The organism is Streptomyces olivaceus, assembly GCF_000721235.1.
Classification (GTDB): domain Bacteria; phylum Actinomycetota; class Actinomycetes; order Streptomycetales; family Streptomycetaceae; genus Streptomyces; species Streptomyces olivaceus.
The window spans coordinates 139,097-161,545 of sequence record NZ_JOFH01000020.1 but is presented as its reverse complement, the minus strand read 5'-3'; the positions used below and the strand labels follow the sequence as shown (position 1 = coordinate 161,545).

Below are 22,449 nucleotides of genomic sequence, written 5' to 3'. Positions count from 1 at the left end.
GGTGGGCAGATACACCCCATCTTGCCGCACCGCCACCGCTGTGCGGAAACGCGTTCCGGTCGGGGCCTCTGACCTGGGGTTTCACGGATCGTGATCGCGCTTTGCCGGTCACTGCCGATCGGCGTCGGGGCCGCTTCCGGCGCTTCCGGGGTCAGTTCGCCGCAGGGCGGACCGCGCTCGGCCACGGGGCGGATGTCCTCCGCCTCACCGGGAGGGCCGAAGGTTCCTCCCGCCTCACCGGAAGGGCCGGGGGTTCCTTCCGCCGTGCGGGTCCGGCGTCTCCGTCCTCGGTGGGCGGGCGGTGGCGGACGGGGAGACGAGTCGGTGGGAGACCGCGTACACGACGGCCTGGGTGCGGTCGCGGAGATGGAGCTTGGCCAGGATCCGGGAGACGTGGGTCTTGACCGTCTCGTCGCCGATGCCCAGGTGCCGCGCGATCTCCGTGTTGCTGTGTGCCTGCGCCAGGAGGAGCAGTACGTCGTTCTCGCGGGCCGTCAGCCGCTCCAGTTCGGTGGGTGGGGCGGGCGGGGCGATGCTGCCGGCGAAGCGGGCGATCAGGCGGCGCGTGACCGAGGGGTCGATCAGGGCGTCGCCCCGGGCGGCGATGTGGACGGCGGCGATGGTGTCCTCCGGCGGGGCGCTCTTGAGGAGGAACCCGCTGGCCCCCATGTGCAGGGCGCGGTAGACGTAGCTGTCCTCGTCGTAGGTGGTGAGCACGATGATCTTCGTGGTGTTGTCCGGCGCCGCCAGGATGCGTTCCGCCGCGCTGAGTCCGTCCAGGCGCGGCATGCGGATGTCCAGGATGGCGACATCGGGCCTCAGCCTGGCGGTCTCCTCGACGGCCGCCTGACCGTCGGCCACCTCGGCGACGCAGGACAGGTCGTCCTGGGTGCCGAGCACGGCCCGGAGTCCCGAGCGGAACATGGCGTGGTCGTCGGCCAGGAGGATACGCAGACTCATGAGCCGTCCAGGGGGAAGGTGACCGTGGTCTTCCAGTCGGTTCCGCCTCGTACGGGTCCGTACGAGGCGACGCCGTTGAACATGCGGGCCCGGCTGCTGATGCCTTCCAGGCCCCGGTGCGGGGTGTCGTCCGCGCGGTGCCGCACGCCGCTCATCGGGTTGACGGCCGTGACGGTGATGGCCGCGGCCTCGTAGCGCAGGGCGAGGTCCACCGTCCCGCCGCTGTGCCGCAGGGCATTGGTCAGCACCTCCTGGACCACTCGGTAGACCGCGATGTCCAGCGAGTCCGGCAGCTTGCGGGCGACGCCCTCGACGGTCACGTGCGCCCGCAGACCGGCGGCCGACACGGCGTGCACCAACTCGTCGAGATCGTCGAGGCCGGGCTGCCGCGCGTCCTCGGCGGGGCTGTTGTGGAGGAAGTCCAGCAGCCGGCGCAGGTCCAGGAGGGCCGCCCGGCTGGAGGTCTCCACCGCCGCCAGCGCCGCCGGTACCGGCGACTTCTCCTGGGCGGAGAGCCCCAGACGGGCCGCCCCCGCGTGCACGCCGATCGCGCTCACGTGGTGGGAGATGACGTCGTGCAGGTCGCGCGCGATCGCGCTGCGCTCCTCGGCGATGGCGTCCGCCAGGGCCTGCTGGGCCCGCTCGCGCTCGCGCTCGGCCCGCTGCTCCAGTTCCGCGATGTGCGCTCCCCGCGCGGTGGTGTAGCGGCCGACCAGCCAGGCGAGCAGCGCGTCCTTCACCGCGCCGAAGATCAGCGAACGCCAGTCGCTGAGATCGGTGCCGCCCACCATCCGCACGACGATCGAACCGGCGGCCAGGCTGCACAGGGCCAGCACGGCCGATCTGCCGCTCAGCCAGGCGCCGGCCCGGTAGGCGGCGATGAGCATCCCGGTGTCGTTCAGGTCGGGGGGCGGCACGCCGTGCGGCGCGGCCAGCGTGCCGGCCACCGCCAGAGCGGTCTGGGCGAAGGCGACCACGCCCGAGAGCCGGGCCGCGCTCGCCAGCGCCATGTCCACCAGGACGATCGCCACCAGGAACGTCCAGAAGTACACGGCGGGGTACACGTCCGCGCCCTCGTAGGAGAGGGTGAACACGTCCGTCAGGAGGCAGAACCCCGCCACCATGAGGGACTGCCACGCCAGGGACCCGCTCGCGTCCCGGACCCGGTCGGACACGCCGCGCCGCCATGCGGCCGGGGAGCGGCGCCGTGGCGTTGGGGCGGCGTCCTCGGGCGGCGGAGCGGTGGCGTGGTGGTGGTCGTCGGTCCGGACGGGTGCGCCGTGCATGCACGTATCGTGCACGACCCGCACGGTGGGGGAAGTCCTGCCCGCGGAGGAGGAGGGGTCCCCCGCGCGGGGGACGGTACGTGCCCTGGCCGCGTGACGACAACGCGGGGGCGGCGTTCCTACTGTCTGCCGGGTGAACAGCACCGCACCTCCGACTCCCGTCCGTGGCAGGGCTCGTGGCCGGGCCTCACCCGCGATGCGCGGAGCCGCGCGCACGGTGGCGGCCGTGCTCTGCGCCCTGGCCCTGTCCCTGTTCCTCCCGGCCACCGCGCGGGCCGATTCCGCGGGCGGAGGCGACCTCCACGTCGCCCAGACCCTCGGCGACCGGGAGCTGACCTTCGTACTGCGGCGTGTCACCGGGCTGCCCGGACCGCTGCACGTGGACGTCCTCACTCACCGGGGCACCCCCGCGGGAGCCCTGCGGCTGGGCGCCGTCCCGGCCGGCGTCGCGGCGGACCGGGCGGCCGGGGCCACGGTGGGGACCGTCACCAGCAAGGCGTCGGTCCGCCTCGGCGACGAGCCCGGGACCTACGGAACGGTGCTGGACATCGACCGGGCCGGACCCTGGGAACTGGTCGTCGAGGACGGCTCCCGCACGGCGCGGATCCCGTTCGTGGTGCCGGGTCAGGTCACGTCGCCGCCGGAACGCACCGTGTTCGCGGGGTTCGTCGCGGCCGGCGTCCTGATGCTGGTGACCCTGTTCGTCGCCGTCCGGGCCCGGCGCGGCTCCTGGGTGCTGCTGCCGGCCTCCGGAGTGGTGGCCGCGCTCGCCACGGCCGTCACCGCCGCGCTGCTGTCCGCGTCCCTGCCCCCACCGCCCGAACCGGGCCGGGACGTGGACGCCACCCAGGACAACGTCACCGACCCGTACGCCGTCGTCCGGCCGGTGTCCGCCGAGCACTCCCGGCCGCCCGCCTCCCTGGAGACGGCCGCGTACACGGCCCGGCCGGGAGAGCGCGGCACCCTGCGGCTCGACGTCAACGACGGCTCGACCGGCCTGCCCGCGGACGACCTGGTCGTCCACGACGGTGCCCTGATGCACCTCGTGGTGATCGGGCCGGCCGGCCGGCTCTGGCACCTGCACCCCGTCCGCACCGCCCCCGGCACCTACGAAGTGCAACTGCGGCTGCCGGCCAGCGGCCACTACGCGGTGTCCGCGGAGTTCGCCCGCCGCGGCGGCGGACTGCAGCACGTACGGTCGGCCACCGGCATCACAGTCACCGGCCGGCCGGCTCCTCAGGAGGGCTCGGGGAAGGCGCCGGACCAGGACGCCGCCGGCGCGGACACCGCGCCGGAGTCCGAACTCGCCGCGCGCGGGACGGGAACCCGGACGATCGACGGGGTGCCCGTGCGCCTGACGGCCTCCACGCTCACGGCGGGTTCCGCGGCCACCCTCACCGCGCGGGTCGGCGACACCGCCACGCTCCAGCCCTGGCTCGGCATGGTCGGCCACATGATCGTGGTGGGACCGCTGTCCGAGGACGACGCCACCGGCACGACGCGCCTGGGGCAGGCCGCCGAGCAGGCGCCCGTCTGGGCCCACGCCCACTCCATGGGCGGCGACATGAGCGGTGACATGAGCGCCCACACGGGCGGCGACACGGGCACCGGGCACGGGCACGGCTCCGGGGCGGCCCACGGCGAGGAGGACCACGCCGGACACGGCACGGCGGACCCGCCGGACACGGAGCCCGGCGGACACGGGGAGGGGCCCGACTCGATGAGCGGGCTGATGCCGCTCAACGGGGACAGCCCGGCCGACGAGACCGTGGCCGCCTACGGCCCCGACGTCTCCTTCGTCTACACCTTCTCCCGCCCCGGCCACTACCGCGTATGGATCCAGGCGATGCGCGACAGCACCGTCCTCACCATCCCCTACGTCCTGCACGTGTCGTCCGGCGGATCCGGCGGAGGAGAGGAATGAGCGCCCCCACCACCTCGCGCACCCCCGCGGTCCGGTTCCTGTACGCGGGGGCCGCGGCCCTGCTGGCCATCTGCCTGGCCCTGCTGGCCGTCGCGCTGCGCCCCTCCTGGTCGGACGAGTCCGTGTCACTGACCGGAGGCAGCGCGACCGACGAGGTGACCCTCACCGTGACCCGGCCGCGCACGGGCGCCACCGGCGTCGACGTCCGGGTCACGCCCCGCGGGGGCGGACGCGACGACGCTCCGGCCGCCGTCACCGTGCAGGCCGTCATGGTCACCCACGGGCACGCGACTCCTCAGGCACCCGCCCGGCCCCGGGGGACGTCGGGCACCTACTCCACGTCCGTGCACCTGATGATGCCGGGCCGCTGGACCTTCCGCGTCAGCCTCGACCACGGCAGCCGCAGCGAGCACGTCGACTTCCCGGTCGCGATCTCCGGCTGATCCACCGGCCACGGCACCCGTCCCGCACCCGCCGTCCACGACACCCCTCCCACACCGCCGTCCACGGCACCCGTCCCGCACCACCGTCCGCAGCACCCTCCCCGCCCGCCGGCCATCGGTCCGGCACCGTCATGAGAAAGGCACCCCACACGTGACCACAGCCCTACCGGACGGCATCGCCGACCGGGCACCGCAGCCGTCACCGGCCGTCAGCGCCGCCCAGAACCGGCGCACCGCGCCCCTCGCAGCCCACCTCGTCCTCGCCGGAACCCTCACCTCGCTGCTCGGCATCAGCTGGGACATCCAGTGGCACACCGACGTCGGCCCCGACACGTTCTTCACGCTCTCGCACCTCATGCTGTACTCCGGCAGCGCGGTCGCAGGCGTCACCAGCCTGGCCATGGTCCTGCTCGCGACCGCCGCCCAGCGCGCCGGCCACCCCGTCGGGGACATCGCCGGCGGCACTCCCGTACGCGTCTTCGGCGGCACGTTCCGCGCGCCCCTCGGCCACCTGATCGCCGGCACCGGAGCAGCCCTGTTCCTCCTCTTCGGCCTCCTGGACCTGTGGTGGCACTCCCTGTACGGCTTCGACGCCGTACTGGACTCGCCGCCGCACATCGGCCTGTTCGTGTCGATCTCCATCACCATGGCCGGCAGCATCATCGTCTTCGCCGCGGCGCGCGACACCGGGTGGGGCCGGGTCGGTCTGATCCTGAGCATCCCGGTGCTCATCACCTTCAGCCCCATCACGGCGAACGCCTTCTCCGCGCTCCCGCTGCCCGTCGAACCCGACGTGATCGGTACGGTCTTCTTCGCCACGCTCCTGCTCGTCATGGGGACCCTGATCGTCGGGCGGTCGCGCACGGCCCTCGCCATCGCCGCCGCCCTCGGCGCCGTGCAGGCCTTCCTGTGGTGGTTCTCGCCGTGGGCGGCCCGCGTCTACGCCGACTCCGTCGGGCTGCCCCTGCGCGACAACCTCGGTGACGACGCGCCCGAGATGCCCGCCGAGATCCCGATGTTCGCCCTGCTCGGAGCGGGCGTCATCGCCGCGCTTCTGGTCCTCGGCCGCAGGCGCGGGTGGTCCGCACGCATCGTCCCGCAGCTCATGGGTGCGGCGGGCGGCACGGTGACGGCGCTGTCCATGCCCGTCCAGCTGGCCCTGCTCGAAGGCTCCGGTCCGAGCGCGGCCGACCTGCTGACCATGGCGGTGGTCGGCCTGGCCGCGGGCGCGCTCGCGGGGTACCTCGCCGCCCGTTTCGCCGTCCTGCTCCGCGAGCCCTCCACCGCACCCGCCACGAAGGACTGACCTCCGATGAACTCCGCACGCACGACACACCGTTTCACCGCACGCACGACACGCCGTTCAGCCGCGGGCGCGGCACCGCGTGGCCCGCGCGGCCGGCTGCACCGACTGCTCCTCGCCGCCGCGGCGGCCCTCGCCCTGGCCCTGGCCGCCGGCGCCCCGGCCGCCGCCTACGCTCCCGTCGGCATCGTCCACACCGAGAAGGTCGAGGCGGGTCCCTACACGGTCACCGTCGGCTTCTCCGAATGGCCGCTGCGTGCCCTGCAGTCACTCGACTTCACCTTCGCCCCCGAGGGCGGCATCGCACACAAGTCCGGGACGCTCACCATCGACGGCCCGGGACTCGACGACGAGGACCGCACCAGCAGCCTGGCACGGCACCCCCGCAAGCTCGACGTATGGGGGCTGGACGTGCAGGCGCTGCCGGAAGCCGGCAAGTGGGACTTCACCTTCGCCCTCGACGGCCACGCCGGCCCCGCCCGGGGCACGTTGCGGGACGTGGCCGTACTCGACCAGCCGGGCCCGCCCCTGGCGGTGTCCTGGACGCTCTGCGCCATCCCGCCCGTCGGCATGCTCGCCTACCTCGCCGCAGGCTGGCGGCGCAACAACCCCGCCGCGAAACTCAGCACCCTCGTCTGAGCAGCGACCACGCCCGGTCCACGACCTCTCCCGCAGCTAAGTGGATAGCTTATCAGTCAGCTGCTACGGTGAAGTTGATAGCTAATCCACTTCGCTTTCGGGAGCAGTCGTGACCGTTGTGTTCATCCATGGAGTACCGGAGACGCCCTCCGTCTGGAACGGTCTGGTGGAGCGGATCGACCGCCCCACCAGGACCCTGCGGCTTCCCGGGTTCGGCAGCCCCCGCCCGGCCCGCCTGGACGGCAAGGATGCCTACGCCGACTGGCTGGCGGACGAACTGCGCGCGCTCGGCGGGCCCGTCGACCTCGTGGGCCACGACTGGGGTGCGCACCTGGTGATGCGGATCGTCTCCGCCTACGACGTCCCGGTACGCAGCTGGGTGTCCGACGTCGCGCACGGCTGGCACCCCGACTACCAGTGGCACGAGGCGGCCACCCTCTTCCAGAGGAGCCCGGAGGGCGAGGAACTGCTCGCGTCGCTGCGCGCCCGGACCCCCGGCAGCCCCGGCTTCGGCGACTACCTCCGCCCCCGGGGAATGAGCGCCGAACTGGCGGCGGAAGTCGACACCGTCCACGACGAGGAGATGAGCGCGGCCATCCTGACGCTCTACCGCTCGGCCTGGCCCAACTTCCACGCCGACTGGGGCAAGGAGTTCGACGGCCCCGCCTCCGCGCCGGGGCTCGTCCTGATCCCGACCGGCGACCCCATGGCGCAGCCCGCGATGGACGTGGAGGTGGCCGCGCGTACCGGGGCGCAGGCAGTGCAGCTGGACGGCCTCACCCACTACTGGATGCTCCAGGATCCCGACCGGGGCGCCGAGGTACTCAACAAATTCTGGGCCTCCTAGTACCCCCGGCCCGGTGTCCCTGAGCTTGAGTGTGCCGCAGCGGCACAGTGTTGACTCGGATCAGGGCTGCTCGACATCGCTGAGCGGTGTCCGACGCGGTCGTGACCGGCCGACCGGGACCCGCGCGATACCGCGGCCGGAGCGCCGACGGCCGTGGCGTCGGGACGTCGGGGCATCGGGCGTCGTGGCGTCGGACGCGCCTAAGACCGGGCGATCCAGGCAATCCGGGCCGCCGGGCGGACCGGGCGGCGCCGGGCGGACCGAACCTTTGTCGCCTGATGGGAGCACTCGTATGGGGATCACTTGGGATGAGTACCGGGAGCACGATGCCGTCGGGCTGGCCGAGCTGGTGAAGTCCGGGGCGGTGAGCCCGGTCGAGCTGTTGGAGGCGGCGCTGGCCCGTGCCGACGCGGTCGAGCCGACGCTCAACGCGATCCGCCACCGACTCGACGACGATGCCCGTACCCGCGCTCGCGGCCCGCTGTCCGGGCCGTTCGCCGGCGTCCCGTTCCTGATCAAGGACTTGGGTCAGCACCTCGCCGGGGTTCCGACCGGCAGTGGGAATCGATCGCTGGCACGCTTCCCGCGCCCGGAGACGTCCACGGTGGTACGGCGTTGGCTCGACGCCGGCCTGGTGGTGTTCGGCCGGACCGCGACCCCCGAGTTCGGCGCCCGCGCTATCACCGAACCGGTCGCGGGGGGTCCGACCCGCAACCCCTGGGACCCGTCGCGGACGCCCGGTGGCAGCTCCGGCGGGTCGGCGGCAGCCGTCGCGGCCGGAGTCGTCCCGGTCGCGGGCGGGAACGACGGCGGGGGCTCCATCCGGATCCCGGCTGCGGCCTGCGGGCTGTTCGGGCTCAAACCCGGGCGCGGCGTCGTCCCGTCCGGGCCGGACGTCGACGAGGTCTTCCACGGCGCCGCGGTGCAGGGCGTGCTGTCGCGCACGGTCCGGGACTCCGCCGCGATGCTCGACGTCCTGGCCGGCTCCGCACCGGAGGACCCGTACCGGGTGGCTCCGGCGGAACGTCCGTACGCCGACGCCGTCGTCGACGACCCGCGCCCGCTGCGGATCGGGCTGACCACGGTGTCCTCGCTCGGCGGACCGGTCGACCCGGAGGCCGCCGCCGCGGTCCGGGACGCCGGGGAGTTGCTCACCGGACTCGGACATGTCGTGGAGGAGTCGGCCCCGGCCATCGACGGGCAGCGCCTGGCCACCGACTTCCTCACGACCTGGTTCGCGATGGTCGCCGCCGAGGTCGCGGCCGCACGGGAGTTCACCGGCTGCGCCGAGGGCGACTTCGAGATCGAGACCCGGATCATGGCCGCGATCGGCCGGAGCCTTGCGGCGCCGGGATATCTGGCCACGCAGTCCCGCTGGCACCAGCACACCCGGGCGCTGTCCGCGTTCCACGAGCGCTACGACATGCTGCTCACCCCGACCACCGCCCGCCCGGCGTGGCCGATCGGCGAGTTCGATCTCGCCCGGCCGGTCCGGCTCGCCGCACGCGGGCTGCTGGCCGCCCGGATCGGCGGCGTGCTGGGGCGGATGCGTCTCGTCGGGAAACTGGCCGTCGCGAACCTTGAGCCCGCGCCCTTCACCCAGCTGGCGAACGTGACCGGGCGCCCGGCGTCGTCGGTACCGCTCGCCCGGACGTCGAGTGGGCTGCCGCTCGGCATACAGTTCGTCGGGCGTCCGGGTTCGGAGCCCGAGCTGCTGGCACTGGCCGCTCAGTTGGAGCGGGCGCGTCCGTGGGCGCATCTCCGGCCGTCCCCGCCCGATTCGCCACCCCTGCCCGATTCACCGCTCCTGCCCGATTCGCCGTCCGCGGCCTGACCCGTCCAAGGACAATCGCACCTATGACTACTCTGTTCTCCCGCATCATCGCCGGCGAGCTGCCCGGACACTTCGTCTGGCAGGATCCGGAAGTCGTCGCTTTCCTGTCCATCGCCCCGTTGCGGCCCGGGCACACCCTTGTTGTGCCGCGCCGAGAGATCGACCGGTGGACGGACGCCGACGGCGCCCTCCTGACGCGCTGCTTCGCGGTGGCCCAGGCCGTGGGGCAGGGGGTGCAGCAGGCGTGGAACGCTCCGCGCGCCGGCCTCGTCGTCGCGGGCTTCGAGGTACCGCATCTGCACATACACGTCGCGCCGGTCTGGGACATGTCCGACTTCGATTTCAGCAAGGCCGAGCAGGAGGACGACCAGTCGGCCTTGGCCGAAGCGGCGGCGAAGCTCCGTGCCGCCCTGCTGGAACTCGGCCATGAACAGGCACGGGACCTCGCCCCCGGCGCGTGAACCGGAACGCGCGCGAGCGCGCACCGACCCGGCCGCCGCGAGCCGCGAACCGCGAGCCAGGACCCGACCAGCACCGGCCCGTCCCGACCGCGACGCCGGCCGTGCGAGCGACGGACAGAACCCGACCGGACGTGACCGTGCCGCAGCGGCACCGAATTGGCTGAGAACCATGAGCTGGAGTACCCGGGAGATCGCCGAGCTCGCCGGCACCAGCCTGCGGGCGGTACGGCACTACCACGAGGTCGGGCTGTTGGAGGAGCCCGAGCGCCGGGCCAACGGCTACAAGCAGTACGGCGTGCCGCACCTGGTCCGCCTGCTGCGGGTCAAGCGGCTGGTCGATCTCGGGTTCTCGCTGAACCGGATCGCGGAGACGGTGGACGAGGACCAGCACCCCGGGCGGGCACTGCGCACACTCGACGCGGAACTGGCCGCGACCATCGAGCGGCTGCAACGGGCCCGGCTCGAACTCGCGACACTGATCGAGCAGCGCGCCCCGGCCGACCTGCCCGCGGAACTCACGCCCGGCGAAGCCACGGTGCTGTCCGAGACCGACCGCTCGCTCCTGCTGGTCATGACCCGGTTGATGGACGGGGAGCAGCTGCGGACCTACGGTGCGCTGGTGCGCGGTCTGCCTGCTCACCCGGTCAACCGGGAGTTCGAAGCACTCTCCGGTGACGCGGGCGAGCACGTCCGCCAAGACCTCGTGCAGCGGATGGTGTCCTACCTGCTTCGCCTCTGGCAGGCCCACCCGGAGCTGCCCGGCCTGTACACGGCCGTCGCGGAGGGGAAGGAGTCCGTTCGGGAGACCATGGGGACGGTGCTGCGCGAGCTGTACAACCCGGCGCAGCTGGATGTCCTGCACCGGACCTACGTGGTCCTGGACGAGTCCACCCGGCTCCGCGCGGGGCGGAACACCGCCGAACGCCGCTGACCGCGCCGGCCCACGGCTCGTGCGCGAGGCGGAGCGTTCAGTGCGCCGTCTCCGCCTGCGAGGCGGCTGGTCGGGACCGTACGGCCTCGCCGACGGCGCGCACGGCGCGGGTGACGCTCGCCGCCGTGGCCGCGGAGGAGGGCTGCTCGGATGCGTGGATGAACGCGGTGGCACCGCGGCGGCTTCCGACGTAGTCGACGAAGCCGTGCTCGATCTGCGTCCGCAGCGCCTGTTCGTATCCGTGGCGCTCGTACGTGCCGGAGTCGGCACCGGCGACGGGCAGCAGATGCGTCGTGAGCCGTTGGAGCCTCGGGCGCACTCCCGACTCGGCCGAGACGTCGAAGGCCCAGCCGTTGACGAACACGCGGTCGATCCACCCCTTCAGCAGCGCCGGCATGGACCACCAGTACACGGGAAAGACCAGGACGAGGTCGGTGGCGCGGTCGAGACGGCGGTGTTCGCGGACCACGTCGGGTGGGTGGCCGCCGTCTTCGCGATAGGCCCGGCGGTCCGCCGGCGTGAACCTGGGGTCGAACCGTTCGCGGTGCAGATCCGCCACCTCGACCGCCCCGGGACGGAGGGCCGGGACGAGCCGTTCCGCCACGTGGTGGGTCAGGGAGCCGGGGTCCGGGTGTGCGGTGACCACCAGGGTCAGCGAGTTGTCGTCATCGGTGCTCATGTCCGTTACTGAACACGCACCGGCCACACGTTCACATGGGCAAGAAGCCGCAATGCCTTTGCGAGCGTCTACTCTGGGCCTGTGGACGTCACCAGTGACCTGTTCCGCGGGGTGCGGGCCCGCGGCTCCCTGTTCGGCAGTTCGGTACTGTCCCCGCCCTGGTCACTGCAGTTCGTGGACGGTGCGCCGCTGACCCTGTGCACCGTCCTCGCCGGGGGCGGCTGGATCGTGCCGGAGGGGTGTCCGCCCGAGCGCCTCGACGCCCACGACACGATCGTGGTGCGCGGTCCCACGACCTTCACCTTCGTCGACGAACCCGGCAGCACGGCCGAGCCGATCGTCTGCGGGGTGGACTGCGCGACGCCCGAGCAGGGCGGCACCCGGCACCGGCTGGGCTGGCACGATCCAGGCGAAGGGGGCGGCGGCGACAGTACCGCGACGACCCTGGTGGTCGGCGCCTATCCGGTCCGCGGCGAGATGAGCCGGCAGCTGATGGACGCACTGCCCGTCGTGCTGCGCGTGGACGCCGGCGACACCGGCGACCCGGTCCTCGACCACCTCGCCGCCGAGGTCGCCCGCGACGAACCCGGCCAGCAGGTCGTGCTCGACCGGCTCCTCGACTGGATGCTGGTCTGCACGCTGCGCACCTGGCTGGACCGGCCGGGCGGCCACCCCCCGGCGTGGTGGACCGCTCAGAAGGACCCGGTGGTCGGCCAGGCGCTGAGCCTCTTGCACACCGAGCCGGCAGCGCCGTGGACGGTGGGCGAACTGGCCCGGCGCACCGGTGTCTCCCGCTCGACACTGGCAAAACGGTTCGCCGGTCTGCTCGGCGAGCCGCCGCTGACCTATCTGACGCGCTGGCGCATGACGCTGGCGGCGGATCTCCTCGTCCAGCAGGAGTCGTCGACCGTCGCCCAGGTCGCCCGTGCCGTCGGGTACACCGATCCGTTCGCGTTCAGCGTGGCGTTCAAGAGGCTCCGGGGCACCAATCCGAGCGAGTTCCGGCGCACGGCCGCAGCCTGAGCGGCGGGGAGAAGAGATCACCCGGGCCCACTTGCGCCATCTGTCACTTAGTGACATTGTCACTAAGTGACGCGATGCCGCCGGTTCTGCGCAAGGCCGATCCGGGCAGGCGCGTGTCCCTTCCGAGCCCACCCCTACCCGAGCTCTGGAGCACCGCATGAGGAAACGACCAGTCGCCGGCGCCGCAGCCCTGCTCACCGTCTGCGCTGTGACCTGCGGCCTCATATCGGCCGCCGTCGCCGCGCCGGACCAGGCAGCCGACGGCGGCCGAACAGAGGGAGCGGCCGTCGCCACGGCCACCGATCCGATCACGCACGAGGAGAACGACCGGGTGCCGGAGGGCGCGCGCTGGACCCAGCACTACTTCCCCTCCTCGGACGGCTCCAAGACCGAGCTGCACGCCGATGTCCTGCTTCCCGAGAAGCTCCCCGCCGACGGGAAGGTGCCGGTCGTCCTGTCGGCCGGTGCGTACTTCGGCCACTCGGGGGAGCTGGAGATCGAGGAGGAGCACGCCGGCCCCTCGGAGCGCTTCCAGGACTTCATGGAGGGGACCGACCTGTTCGACAAGGGGTACGCCTTCGTCATGGTCGACACCCGCGGCTTCGGCGGCTCCACCGGCTGCCTCGACCTCGGCGGGCCCGGAGACCAGGCCGACGTCAAGGCGGCGATCGACTGGAGCGCGAAGCAGCCCTGGTCCACCGGAGCGGTGGGCATGTACGGGAAGTCCTTCGATGCCTACACCGGTCTCCTCGGCAACAACGCAAAGCACGACGCGCTGAAGGCCGTCGTCGCCCAGGAGCCCATCTGGGACCTGTACCAGCAGCTCCACTCCGACGGCGTGCCGCGTCCGAACAGCGTCCAGGTGCCCACCACCTACAACCGCACAGCGACCCTGGCCCAGTTGCCGGACGAGGACGAGCGGTACCGGACCAACGCCGCGTACGAGGAGAAGCACCCCGAGTGCCTGGCGCTCAACTCCTACGGCCCCTCCATCGGCGACCCGGACGATTCCTACTGGAAGGAACGCAGCCCGGCCGGGAACGCGAAGGGCACCGACACCCCGCTTCTGTTCACCCAGGGCACCACCGAGACCAACACCCTCCCCGTGGGCATGGAGGAGTTCCTCGGCCACCACAACGGCCCGCAGCGGGCGTGGATCGGCCCCTGGGACCACGTACGCGGCAATGACCGTACGCAGGACGGGAAGTTCGCGATGGGCCGCGCGACCTGGTTCGAGGAGACGCTGTCCTTCTTCGACGAACACCTCAAGGGCGTCGACCCGAAGACCCGGTACCCGGACTACGCCGTCCAGGACAGCCTCGGCAAGTGGCGCGCGGAGAAGACCTGGCCCGCGGCGAACCGCTCCGCGAACCTCCGCCTCGGCAACGGCTCGTACGTGGACAGCGGAGCGGGTTCGCAGCCGGCACCCCCGCAAGAGGGAACCGGTCCTGACGCCGGGAGCTTCTTCGTCTGGTCCGAGCCCCTTGCGGCGGACACCCGGGTGGACCGGGACCGGCTGGACATCGGCCTGAAGTCGACCGACTGGACCCTGCGGGCCGGCCACCGCCTCGCCGTGGAGATCGGCTCGGTGCGGACCGGCGACTGGCTCGACACGCCCTCCAAGCAGCAGGTCCGGATCAGTGGCGCCCGGCTCCACCTGCCTCTGGACAACCCGGCCGAGGACACCGCCACCAGTGGCGACCGGGCGCCGTTCCTCGACACCTTCACGCAGATCAACGCGGCGAAGCTGAAGCCCGGCCCGGCCACGTTCTCGGTGCCCCCGGCCGGTGCGCGCGACTGAGGACGCCACACCGCCGGACGCCCTCGTCGCGTTGACCGACAGGGCGGAGCACAGTTCCCCGCGGCGCGGCCGACGACGGCGCCGCGGGGCTCCGGCCGGTCCGGCACCGGTTCTCAGGGGGCTGGCGCGAGGCCGGCCCGGAGGATGCCGAGGTAGTTGTCGATCGCGGCCCCTTGCCGCTCCGCCGGGTGCTCGCTGACGGCGTGGATCAGGCCGCACAGGAGCTTGAGCAGGTTCTCGCCGGTCAGGGCCGGGGCGGGGCGGACGCGGGCGAGCAGACCGGAAGTGGCCTCGACCAACTCCCCCTTGGCCCGGTGCAGAGACTCGGTCTCGTCGGACCCGGTAATCAGCACGTCGGTGAGACCCGGTCGCGCCAGAGCGGTCAGCAACGCCGTGCGGAGGAAGTCGACGAGCGCGTTGCCGGGATCGGGATGCCCGCCCGCCACAGCCGCCGCGTCGATGAGCTCTCGGACCGACTCCTCCAGAACGGACTCCCGCATGGCCCGCTGCGTGGGGAAGACCCGGTAAACCGTCCCGACCCCCACACCCGCCCGGCGCGCGAGCTCGTTGAGGGTGAGCGCGGTCTCCCCACCGATGACGGCACCACGAGCCTCATCGAAGATCCGCTGCCGATTCCGAGCGGCATCCGACCTCACGATCCGAATCCCTTCTCTGCCCCCTATACGGATAACCTATCAGCCGAGCACGACGCTAATCGGACAGCCAATCCGCGTCGCCCCGTTCAGGTGCGGGTGGTTTTCTCCAGCAGGGTGAGGAAGCGTTCCGTGAAGAGGTAGGCGTCGCCGGGCCAGCGGGACGAGAGGTAGTTGGCGTCCTCGACGGTGAAGGCCGGGCGGTGGTCGGTGGCTGTGCCCCGAGCCGCCAGTGTGCGGGGGCCGCGCTCGAAGTCGGACGGCGACGCGAGGGCCGCCTGGATCTCGTCCTGCACGTAAGCGGGGTAGGTGCGGTAGTAGCGGCCCAGGCGCCAGGCCGTGAGCAGGTAGGCGGACCGCTCCAGGTACTTGGGCAGGCAGGTGGTGCGGCGGCCGTGGAGGACGCTGCGGCCGGTGACCGGGTCCTGCGTGCGGGCCAGCACCAGCGGTCCGTGGCAGATGGCCGCCACCGGCCGGTCCAGTCGCCAGAACTCGGCGACCTTCGACCGCAGCACCGCCGATCCCAGGTACTGCCGCATTCCGCGGGCGTGTCCCCCGGCCAGCAGCAGTCCGTCGTAGTCCGCGGGCTGGAGATCCTGCCAGGCCACGGCGGACCGGAAGCGTGGGTCGGCCACCATGTCGCGGTAGAACCGCCGCGGCTCCGGCTCGGCGCCGAGGGCGCCGAAGAGGACCCCGGTCAGGAGTTTCGGGTCGGCCTCGGGGACGGTCCTCCGGTGCTCCGTCGCGACGACCACCTCGTGGCCCGCCTCGGTGAGCTTCTGCCAGGGGACGGCCACCTCGGTGACGTCGAAGTCGTGGTCGGGCAACGGGAGCAGTATCCGCATGGGGACATCGTTGGCGACCGGGCCGGGCGGATCAACCCGGCCGCCGTCACCGGTGGCGGTGCCCCTGGACGGGGCGCGCCCTCACTGCTCGTTCCTCCTGCGCAGGAAGAGGAGCACCGCGCCGCCGATCACGACCAGGCCGATCGCCGCGCCGCCTATCAGGGGGGTGGCTCCGGAGCTGCCGGTGTCGGCGAGGTTGGTGTCTTCCGGGGCCGGGGAGGCGACGGAAGCCGTGGGGGCCGGTTCGGTGAGGGTGTGGGTGGCGTCGGCCAGGGTGTCGGCCTTGGTGCGGCAGTCGAGGACGCCGGTGAAGCGCTGCTCGAAGCCGGCCGGGCCGCGGATGGTGAAGTCGTAGGAGCGGTCCTCCGGCAGGGGGACCGTCACCGTGCGGGTCTCGCCCGGCGCGATGGTGTACTCGGTGTCCAGCAGCTCGAAGGCGAACGGCTCGTCGCCCTTGTTGGCCGTGGTGATGTCCAGGCCGCCCTCGGCGCAGTTCTTTTGGGCGGACAGGGCGGGTACCGGGCCTTCGGCGGCCCAGGTGGCGGTCGCCTTCGCGGCGACCGTGGACTCGCTGGAACCGGCCAGGATCTGGGTCTGGCTGCGGCTCTCGGAGGCGAGGGCGCGGCCCACCGGCACGGTGGTCGACGCCTGGACGGTCAGCTCGGTGCTGCCGGCCGCCGCGTCCTCGGGCACGTCGAAGAAGATCTGGGTGCCGTCGGTGACCTCGGTGACCGGCTCGCCCTTCTCGTCGACGATCCGCACCCCGTTGGTGGCGGCGTCCACCGGGGGTGCCGCCGTCGCGCCGTCGGCGTTGGTGCGGACCGTGACCGGGCCCAGCCGTTCACCGGGGTGGCCCGAGACCGCCGGCGGGTCGAGGGTGAGGGAGGCCGCGGGCTCCGTGCTGTCGCGGGCGCTCTTCTCCAGGTAGTCCGCGAGCTGCTCGGCCTCGGGGTCGACGGCCTCCACGTCTGCGTGGTCGGAGTAGCGCCAGATGGCGACCTGCGTCCCGGCCGCCGCGTCCTGTTCGGTGAGCCCGCTTCGGACGCCGGCCTTCTTCGCCAGCTCGGCCAGGTCGTTGACCTGCGGGTAACCGTGCTGAAGGATCCAGCGGACGCGTCCGGCGTCCTTGTTGGCGCCCAGCGAGGTGCCGCTCCACGGCGTCTCGAAGTACTTGGCGTCCTTCTGCGTCGGGTTCTGGATGTCGACGCAGTACGTCTGGAGCATGCCGCCGCCCTCGACGGACATCTCGAACAGCCCGGCCGACACCTCCTGTCTGCCGTTCTCGCCGTCGACGATCGCCGTGCCGTAGGTCTTGAGGCCGCCTATGGTCGCCGTCGCCCCGCCCTGGCCCTCCGCCTCGTCCTGGGCGGCAGCGGACACCGCGCCGGTCAGCACGCCGGTGGCGGCCAGTGCGGACACCAGGAACGCGACGGCGACACGTGCCACCCCTCGACCGGGCAGAGACGGCACAACGTGCGAAGAAAACACCAAATCACCCTTCGAGCAGGACCCGTTGGAACGGGGGGACGGTCCCACCGGCAGAAGCAGCAGCCCCACGAGGCTCGTTCGGCATCCTAAGGACCTGGCGGGCGGCGACTGCCGGTGACGCCGGTTCGCACAGTGATCCGAATCGGAATCGTTATCGCCGAACGGGCAGGTGAGCCGGGCTTATCGACAAATCCACCCGCATACTTCCGGGCGCATTCGCCGATAAGCCGTCATTCGGTCGGTCCCGGCGATCCGCCCCAGGTCAGACCGCTGCTGCCGGCTCCGGCCGCTGCGCGGACACCGGGGCGGCCGGCTCTCCCGCCGCTTCCCCTGCCGACTCCCCGTCCGGTGTCTCCCAGTTGGGCTCCGGCTGCGGTGGCGAGGCCGAGTTCTCCGCCCGGCCGGTGCGCCGGAACGCCGCCGTGCCGCGCGAGAGATCGTGGCCGATCGCCACCGCGTCGATGTCCGCCGAGGTCCAGCTCTGCCCCTCGCGCACGTCAGTACGCACCTTCAGCCGGCCCTGGACGACGACGGGGTCACCGACCGCCAGCGACCCCGACACGTTGGTGGCGAGCTGCCGGTTGGCCCACACCGTGAAGAAGTTGGTGTGGCCGTCGGTCCAGTTGCTCTTCTCCCGGTCCCAGTAACGCGCCGTGACGGCGAGCCGGAAGCGCGCCGACGCCCCGTTGGCCAGGTGCCGGAACACCGGTTGCGTGGCCACGTTGCCCACGGCGCAGACCATCGTCTCGTTCATCGTGAGTCCTCCCTCCCGTACGGACGCTTCCCGTACGGCTGCCGTGGCGACCGCGTCCGTCGCGGTCGCCGTGAGGTCAGACTCCTCCGTTCCGGCCGGGCCCGCCGAAGGCTGTGGACCGGCCCCGGGGTTGTGGACAACTCCGTCACCCCTGCGGGTCGGTGCGCCTGCCCCGCAGCGGTCCCCGCCCGCCACCGTGCATGCCCCGCAGCGGTGCCTGGCGGCCACCGCGCCCGCCCCGCAGCGGTCCCCACCCACCACCGCACTCACCTGGTCGCGGTCCCCGCCCCCACCCCGGTGACGCGCCCGTACTGCTCCCGCACCTCGCGGTAGCGCAGCAGTTCCGCCGCCAGCGGATCCAGCACCCTGGCCCGGCCGCACCCGGCGGCCGCCTCCCGCAACAGGCGTTCCGCCTCGTGGCCGTAGCGGCGGGCCGGACCGCGGGCCGCCATGCGGCAGCTCCACTCGATGAGGGGGCCGCCGACGATACCGGCCAGCATCATCAGCACCGGCACGCCCAGGTTCGGCGACATGAACCCCACGATCTGACCCAGCAGCCACAGGCCGCCCAGCACCTGGAGCAGCGTCATCGACGCCTGGGCCAGCACGGCCACCGGCCACCAGCCCGGACGCGGCGGGCGGCCCGGCGGCAGCCCCGTACGCGCCGCCAGCTCGTCGAGCGCCTCGGGCAGCCCGTGGGCGCCCCGCACGGCGGCCTCGCGCATCGCCAGGGCCCAGGGCGCCGGCAGCCCGGCGGACGCGTGGTCGGACACCGTACGCACCGCCTGCTCGACACGCTGCCGCGCGGTGGCCTCCTCGTCCGCCTGGGCGCGCAGCGAGAGCCGCCCCGTGGCCGGTTCGCGGCGGTCGTGGTACCAGCGCCACAGCCGCAGCCACGGGGTGCCGCAGGCCCGGTTGGCATTGCGCAGCCAGGCGCGTTCGGCCGCCTCGCCCGCCGCGGTGGCGCCCACCGCGTCCGCGAGCCGGTCCGCGAACTCCTCCCGTGCCTCCTCGCTCAGCCCGGTCCGCCGCCCGGTGACGTACACGGGCCGCAGGCGCCGGGCGGCGGCGTCCACGTCGGCCGCGATACGGCGGGCCGGGCCCTGCCGTTCGGCGACGAACTGGCCGAGGCTCTCGCGCAGTTCGCCGATGCCGTCCCCGGTGAGCGCGGACAGGGCGAGTACGGTCGCGCCGGGTTCGCCGTACTCCCCCAGCGCGATGCCGTCCTCGTCGAGCAGGCGCCGCAGGTCGTCGAGGACCTGTTCGGCGGCTTCCCCGGGCAGCCGGTCGACCTGGTTGAGGACGACGAAGGTGATCTCCGCGTGGCCCGCCATCGGCCGCAGGTAGCGCTCGTGGATCACGGCGTCGGCGTACTTCTCGGGGTCGACGACCCAGATGACGGCGTCGACGAGCCCCAGGATGCGGTCCACCTGCTCGCGGTGCTGCACGGCCGCCGAGTCGTGGTCGGGCAGGTCGATCAGGACGAGGCCGCGCAGCGGCGACTCGGAGTCGGGGTGCTGGAGCGGACGGCGCCGCAGCCGGCCGGGGATGCCGAGCCGGTCCAGGAGGCTGGCCGCGCCGTCGCTCCAACTGCACGCGATGGGCGCGGCGGTGGTCGGCCGGCGCACGCCGGTCTCGGAGATCGTCACCCCGGCGAGCGTGTTGAACAGCTGCGACTTGCCACTGCCGGTCGCGCCCGCGATGGCGACGACGGTGTGCTGTCCGGAGAGCCTGCGCCGCGCGGCGGCCTCGTCGAGGACCCGGCCCGCCTCCGCCAGGGTCCCGCTGTCGAGCCGGGCCCTGGAGAGCCCGACCAGCTCGCGCAGCGCGTCCAGCCGCGACCTGAGGTTTCCGTCGTACGCCAGCGGCATCAGGGCGGCCGAGGAGGACGGCGGGCGGCTCGGCAGTACGGCGTACTGCTCCGCCGTGCCGTTCTCGTCCACCCGCCGCGCGATCAGGCCGTCGCCCCAGGCCCCCTCGTCGCCGCCCGACGCACCACCGTGCCCCGCGTCCGCGGCAGCCGTGGCCGCAACGTCGGTCACGTCGGCCACGCGGTCCCGGTCCCGGCCCCGGTCCCGGCCCCGGTCCCGGTCACCACGGCGGCGAAGCCGCTCGCCGTCGCGCCGTCGGAGACGCGCACCCTGCCCGGCGTCGGCGCCCGTGTCCCAGGCGGTGTCCCCGGTGCCGTCCTCGGGGGCGGCGGCCTCCCGCTCGACGGCCGGGGCGGGCTTCCGGCCGTTCACGGGGTCCCGACCGGTGGACCGCGCCGGGCCTTCCCGGCCCGCACGGCCCTCCCGGACCTCCGGGGCCTCCCGGTCCGTCTGGTCCGCGCGGTCTGCGCTGTTCGCACGGGGCGCGTCCGCCTGCTCCCCCTCGTCCTCGTCCTCGTCCTCGTACTCGTCCGCGGGAGACGTGTGCTCGTCCGCAGGAGACGTGTGATGGCCCGCACTGGAGGCGCGGAGCGCGCGGTCCCCCGGGGTCGTCCGGCCCTCCCCCGTCGTGTGGTCGGTGTGCTCGGTGGGGTCCTGGTCAGTGACGGCGGTCACCGGTCACCTCTCCTTCTGCAGTACGGACAGCGCGGCGATGAGCTCTGCCTGTGGCTCGGGATGCACCTCGAGACCGTCGAGCGGCGCCAGCCTGCGCTCGCGCTCGACGTGCACGACCCGGTCGACGTGTTCGTCGAGGAGCCGCCCGCCCCGGTCGCGCAGCCGCAGCGCACCGTGGGCACCGATCCGCTCGGCGAGCCGCTCCCCGGCGACGCGCCCGCGCCGCCCGCCCAGGAGCACGGTGGCGACGAGGCCGGCCACCACGCCGGGATCGGGTGCCAGGTTGCGGTCCAGCTCGCGCACCTCGTCCTCGGCGTACTCCTCCAGCTCGCGGCGCCAGCGCCGTACGGCCATCCCGATGCGGTGCTCGGCGCTGTCCGGCGCGGGGTCGCGGGGGGCGAGCCCGGGGGCGCCGGCCGCGGGTTCGTTCCGCCACGCCTCCTCGACGCGTTCGTCGGCGGCGGTGACGGCGCACACCAGCAGCGAGGTCAGGCTCTCCACCAGCGAGTCGAGGAGCTCCTCCGGGGTGCAGTCGAGGGGGAAGGACCGCCAGCGCTTGAGGGCGCCCCCGGCGAGCACGGCGCCCGCCTGCAACCGGCCCCGCACGCGCGCGTGCTCGCCGTCGTACGCGCCGTCGACCGCCGCGGTCAGCCGCAGCGCGGCGGCGTACTGGGCGGCGGTGGCGCCCGCGAGTTCGGGCATCCGGGACCGGAGCGAGTCGAGGATGCCGTGCGCCGTACGGGCCATGGTGTGGTGCCGGGCGTCGAGGTCCTGGGCCCGGTGCACCAGCCAGGCCCGCAGCGGCGCCACGGCACTGGCCGGCAGCAGCCCGCCGCCCCAGGCCGACTCGGGCAGTTCGGGCACGGTGAAGCGGGGTACGTCGCCGAGGCCGGCCTTGGTGAGCAGGGCGCCGTACTGCCGCGACACCTCGGACACCACCTGGTGGGGCACCCGGTCGAGCACGGTGACCAGGGTGGCGTCGTACTCCTTCGCGGTGCGCAGCAGATGCCAGGGCACCGCGTCGGCGTACCGGGCGGCCGTGGTGACCATCACCCAGATGTCGGCGGCGCAGATCAGCTCGGACGCCAGGACGCGGTTGTCGGCGACGAGGGAGTCGATGTCGGGCGCGTCCAGGAGGGCGATGCCGGGCGGCAGGGTGTCGGCGGTCTCCACGCGGAGCACGCGCGCGGGGTTCTCGCCGGGCAGCAGCAGGTCGTCGTCGGGGTCGCGGTGGGGCACCCACACGCGCGTGAGGTCGGGCAGCACCCGCATGCCGCTGAACCAGTGGTGGTCCTCCGGATGACACACCAGCACCGGCGTCCGGGTCGTGGGCCGCAGCACGCCCGCCTCGCTGATCCGGCGTCCCACGAGGGAGTTCACCAGGGTGGACTTCCCGGCGCCGGTGGAGCCGCCCACGACGGCCAGCAGGGGAGCCTCCGGCTCCTTCAGGCGCGGCACGAGGTAGTCGTCGAGCTGGGCGAGCAGTTCGTCGCGGTTGGCACGCGCGCGTGGAGCCCCGGCCAGGGGCAACGGGAAGCGTGCGGCCGCGACACGGTCGCGCAGGGCGGAGAGTGCGTCGAGCAGCTGAGGCCGTACGTCCAAGGTCACCACATGGGAAGAATGCCCAATTTTAGGGGAATTCTGAAGCATATGAGCATGTCTGCGCGCCGACCGGACACTCCCGGACGGAAGGGACTACTGGGACGCGCGGACAGTCCAGGCATAACGAGTGCACAACACCCGATGCGCGAGCGGCCAAAAGCGATGCACGATTCGTACCTGCCTGCGATTATCGAGATCGCTTCACCGAACCTCCACATCGAGGCGCGGGGGCGCAGCAGCAGGGACACGGAGTCGGGAGCCTTATCCTTGTCCCCGGCAACGTCACGGATCGGCCCGCACCCGGGCACCAGGACAGAGGCCACCACACCAGGCCCCCGTAGCTCAGTGGATAGAGCAGGCGCCTTCTAAGCGCTTGGCCGCAGGTTCGAGTCCTGCCGGGGGCGCCACACGGATGCATGAACCTTCCGGT

General features: G+C 73.0%; 19 protein-coding genes, 1 tRNA gene and 1 pseudogene. 11 read left to right on the top strand and 10 right to left on the bottom strand.

All coding sequences use genetic code 11. From position 1 onward, the window contains the following. Positions 1 to 234: 234 nt before the first annotated feature. On the bottom strand, positions 235 to 960 hold the full coding sequence (locus IG94_RS0122960) for a response regulator (RefSeq protein WP_052410805.1): 726 nt from the start codon (positions 958 to 960) through the stop codon (positions 235 to 237). Beyond that, positions 957 to 2,246, bottom strand: coding sequence for a sensor histidine kinase (locus tag IG94_RS0122955; protein ID WP_052410804.1), 1,290 nt, complete (start codon positions 2,244 to 2,246; stop codon positions 957 to 959). Before IG94_RS0122955 ends, IG94_RS0122960 begins: the two co-directional genes overlap by 4 nt. A gap of 196 nt (positions 2,247 to 2,442) precedes the next feature. On the opposite strand from IG94_RS0122955, the gene IG94_RS0122950 reads away from it, so the two are divergent. From IG94_RS0122950 to IG94_RS0122915, 8 genes are all read left to right on the top strand, one after another. Further along, positions 2,443 to 4,170: a hypothetical protein gene (locus tag IG94_RS0122950; RefSeq protein ID WP_043484286.1), complete on the top strand. Its 1,728-nt coding sequence runs from the start codon at positions 2,443 to 2,445 to the stop codon at positions 4,168 to 4,170. Beyond that, complete coding sequence (locus IG94_RS0122945) at positions 4,167 to 4,613, top strand: hypothetical protein (RefSeq protein ID WP_031040191.1); 447 nt, start codon at positions 4,167 to 4,169, stop codon at positions 4,611 to 4,613. The genes IG94_RS0122950 and IG94_RS0122945 overlap by 4 nt, the downstream gene beginning before the upstream one ends. A 151-nt stretch (positions 4,614 to 4,764) precedes the next feature. Further along, a complete protein-coding gene (locus IG94_RS0122940) occupies positions 4,765 to 5,919 on the top strand; it encodes a hypothetical protein (protein ID WP_078892393.1) in 1,155 nt (384 codons plus the stop codon). A 6-nt stretch (positions 5,920 to 5,925) separates the two neighbouring features. After that, positions 5,926 to 6,555 (top strand): hypothetical protein, encoded by a 630-nt coding sequence (locus IG94_RS0122935; protein ID WP_206269793.1) that lies wholly within the window; start codon positions 5,926 to 5,928, stop codon positions 6,553 to 6,555. 109 nt (positions 6,556 to 6,664) lie between these two features. Further along, positions 6,665 to 7,402: an alpha/beta fold hydrolase gene (locus IG94_RS0122930; protein ID WP_031040183.1), complete on the top strand. Its 738-nt coding sequence runs from the start codon at positions 6,665 to 6,667 to the stop codon at positions 7,400 to 7,402. Between the two features lie 292 nt (positions 7,403 to 7,694). Beyond that, positions 7,695 to 9,236, top strand: coding sequence for an amidase (locus IG94_RS0122925; protein WP_224326376.1), 1,542 nt, complete (start codon positions 7,695 to 7,697; stop codon positions 9,234 to 9,236). A gap of 23 nt (positions 9,237 to 9,259) precedes the next feature. Further along, positions 9,260 to 9,697, top strand: coding sequence for an HIT family protein (locus tag IG94_RS0122920; RefSeq protein WP_031040178.1), 438 nt, complete (start codon positions 9,260 to 9,262; stop codon positions 9,695 to 9,697). 169 nt (positions 9,698 to 9,866) lie between these two features. After that, entirely contained in the window at positions 9,867 to 10,628 is a 762-nt protein-coding gene (locus IG94_RS0122915; RefSeq protein ID WP_052410803.1) for a MerR family transcriptional regulator, read from the top strand. A 37-nt stretch (positions 10,629 to 10,665) separates the two neighbouring features. Here the strand turns inward: IG94_RS0122915 and IG94_RS0122910 are convergent, their stop codons facing one another. Continuing rightward, complete coding sequence (locus tag IG94_RS0122910) at positions 10,666 to 11,307, bottom strand: NAD(P)H-dependent oxidoreductase (protein WP_031040173.1); 642 nt, start codon at positions 11,305 to 11,307, stop codon at positions 10,666 to 10,668. 81 nt (positions 11,308 to 11,388) lie between these two features. Between IG94_RS0122910 and IG94_RS0122905 the strand changes: the two genes are divergently transcribed. After that, a complete protein-coding gene (locus IG94_RS0122905; RefSeq protein WP_031040168.1) occupies positions 11,389 to 12,330 on the top strand; it encodes an AraC family transcriptional regulator in 942 nt (313 codons plus the stop codon). Between the two features lie 157 nt (positions 12,331 to 12,487). Beyond that, positions 12,488 to 14,131, top strand: coding sequence for a CocE/NonD family hydrolase (locus IG94_RS0122900; RefSeq protein ID WP_031040166.1), 1,644 nt, complete (start codon positions 12,488 to 12,490; stop codon positions 14,129 to 14,131). A gap of 113 nt (positions 14,132 to 14,244) precedes the next feature. Here IG94_RS0122900 and IG94_RS0122895 read toward each other — a convergent pair whose 3' ends face one another. The 7 genes and pseudogenes from IG94_RS0122895 to IG94_RS0122870 all read right to left on the bottom strand — a co-directional run bounded on the left by IG94_RS0122895 (position 14,245) and on the right by IG94_RS0122870 (position 22,028). Further along, complete coding sequence (locus tag IG94_RS0122895) at positions 14,245 to 14,631, bottom strand: SbtR family transcriptional regulator (protein ID WP_248783084.1); 387 nt, start codon at positions 14,629 to 14,631, stop codon at positions 14,245 to 14,247. A gap of 3 nt (positions 14,632 to 14,634) precedes the next feature. Next, positions 14,635 to 14,787: pseudogene (locus IG94_RS44105) on the bottom strand (TetR family transcriptional regulator); the annotation flags it as partial. A gap of 86 nt (positions 14,788 to 14,873) precedes the next feature. Beyond that, positions 14,874 to 15,629, bottom strand: a complete 756-nt coding sequence (locus IG94_RS0122890) for a type 1 glutamine amidotransferase domain-containing protein (RefSeq protein WP_031040163.1) — start codon at positions 15,627 to 15,629, stop codon at positions 14,874 to 14,876. Between the two features lie 81 nt (positions 15,630 to 15,710). After that, entirely contained in the window at positions 15,711 to 17,117 is a 1,407-nt protein-coding gene (locus tag IG94_RS0122885) for a Cys-Gln thioester bond-forming surface protein (protein ID WP_031040160.1), read from the bottom strand. Between the two features lie 262 nt (positions 17,118 to 17,379). Then, positions 17,380 to 17,871, bottom strand: a complete 492-nt coding sequence (locus tag IG94_RS0122880; RefSeq protein ID WP_031040159.1) for a single-stranded DNA-binding protein — start codon at positions 17,869 to 17,871, stop codon at positions 17,380 to 17,382. A 266-nt stretch (positions 17,872 to 18,137) separates the two neighbouring features. Then, positions 18,138 to 20,417, bottom strand: coding sequence for a YfjP family GTPase (locus IG94_RS0122875; RefSeq protein WP_031040157.1), 2,280 nt, complete (start codon positions 20,415 to 20,417; stop codon positions 18,138 to 18,140). Between the two features lie 3 nt (positions 20,418 to 20,420). Next, positions 20,421 to 22,028 carry a dynamin family protein gene (locus IG94_RS0122870; RefSeq protein ID WP_031040155.1) on the bottom strand — a complete coding sequence of 536 codons (1,608 nt, stop codon included), beginning with the start codon at positions 22,026 to 22,028 and terminating at the stop codon, positions 20,421 to 20,423. A gap of 322 nt (positions 22,029 to 22,350) precedes the next feature. Here IG94_RS0122870 and IG94_RS0122865 point away from each other — a divergent pair. After that, a tRNA-Arg gene (locus tag IG94_RS0122865) sits at positions 22,351 to 22,426 on the top strand. Positions 22,427 to 22,449: the final 23 nt, after the last annotated feature.

Bases quoted from the DNA above. Each gene is read 5' to 3' on its own strand.
- IG94_RS0122960 (WP_052410805.1), bottom strand. From the start codon at position 960: ATGAGTCTGCGTATCCTCCTGGCCGACGACCACGCCATGTTCCGCTCG.
- IG94_RS0122955 (WP_052410804.1), bottom strand. From the start codon at position 2,246: ATGCACGGCGCACCCGTCCGGACCGACGACCACCACCACGCCACCGCT.
- IG94_RS0122950 (WP_043484286.1), top strand. From the start codon at position 2,443: ATGCGCGGAGCCGCGCGCACGGTGGCGGCCGTGCTCTGCGCCCTGGCC.
- IG94_RS0122945 (WP_031040191.1), top strand. From the start codon at position 4,167: ATGAGCGCCCCCACCACCTCGCGCACCCCCGCGGTCCGGTTCCTGTAC.
- IG94_RS0122935 (WP_206269793.1), top strand. From the start codon at position 5,926: ATGAACTCCGCACGCACGACACACCGTTTCACCGCACGCACGACACGC.
- IG94_RS0122925 (WP_224326376.1), top strand. From the start codon at position 7,695: ATGGGGATCACTTGGGATGAGTACCGGGAGCACGATGCCGTCGGGCTG.
- IG94_RS0122920 (WP_031040178.1), top strand. From the start codon at position 9,260: ATGACTACTCTGTTCTCCCGCATCATCGCCGGCGAGCTGCCCGGACAC.
- IG94_RS0122915 (WP_052410803.1), top strand. From the start codon at position 9,867: ATGAGCTGGAGTACCCGGGAGATCGCCGAGCTCGCCGGCACCAGCCTG.
- IG94_RS0122910 (WP_031040173.1), bottom strand. From the start codon at position 11,307: ATGAGCACCGATGACGACAACTCGCTGACCCTGGTGGTCACCGCACAC.
- IG94_RS0122900 (WP_031040166.1), top strand. From the start codon at position 12,488: ATGAGGAAACGACCAGTCGCCGGCGCCGCAGCCCTGCTCACCGTCTGC.
- IG94_RS0122895 (WP_248783084.1), bottom strand. From the start codon at position 14,631: ATGCGGGAGTCCGTTCTGGAGGAGTCGGTCCGAGAGCTCATCGACGCG.
- IG94_RS0122890 (WP_031040163.1), bottom strand. From the start codon at position 15,629: ATGCGGATACTGCTCCCGTTGCCCGACCACGACTTCGACGTCACCGAG.
- IG94_RS0122880 (WP_031040159.1), bottom strand. From the start codon at position 17,871: ATGAACGAGACGATGGTCTGCGCCGTGGGCAACGTGGCCACGCAACCG.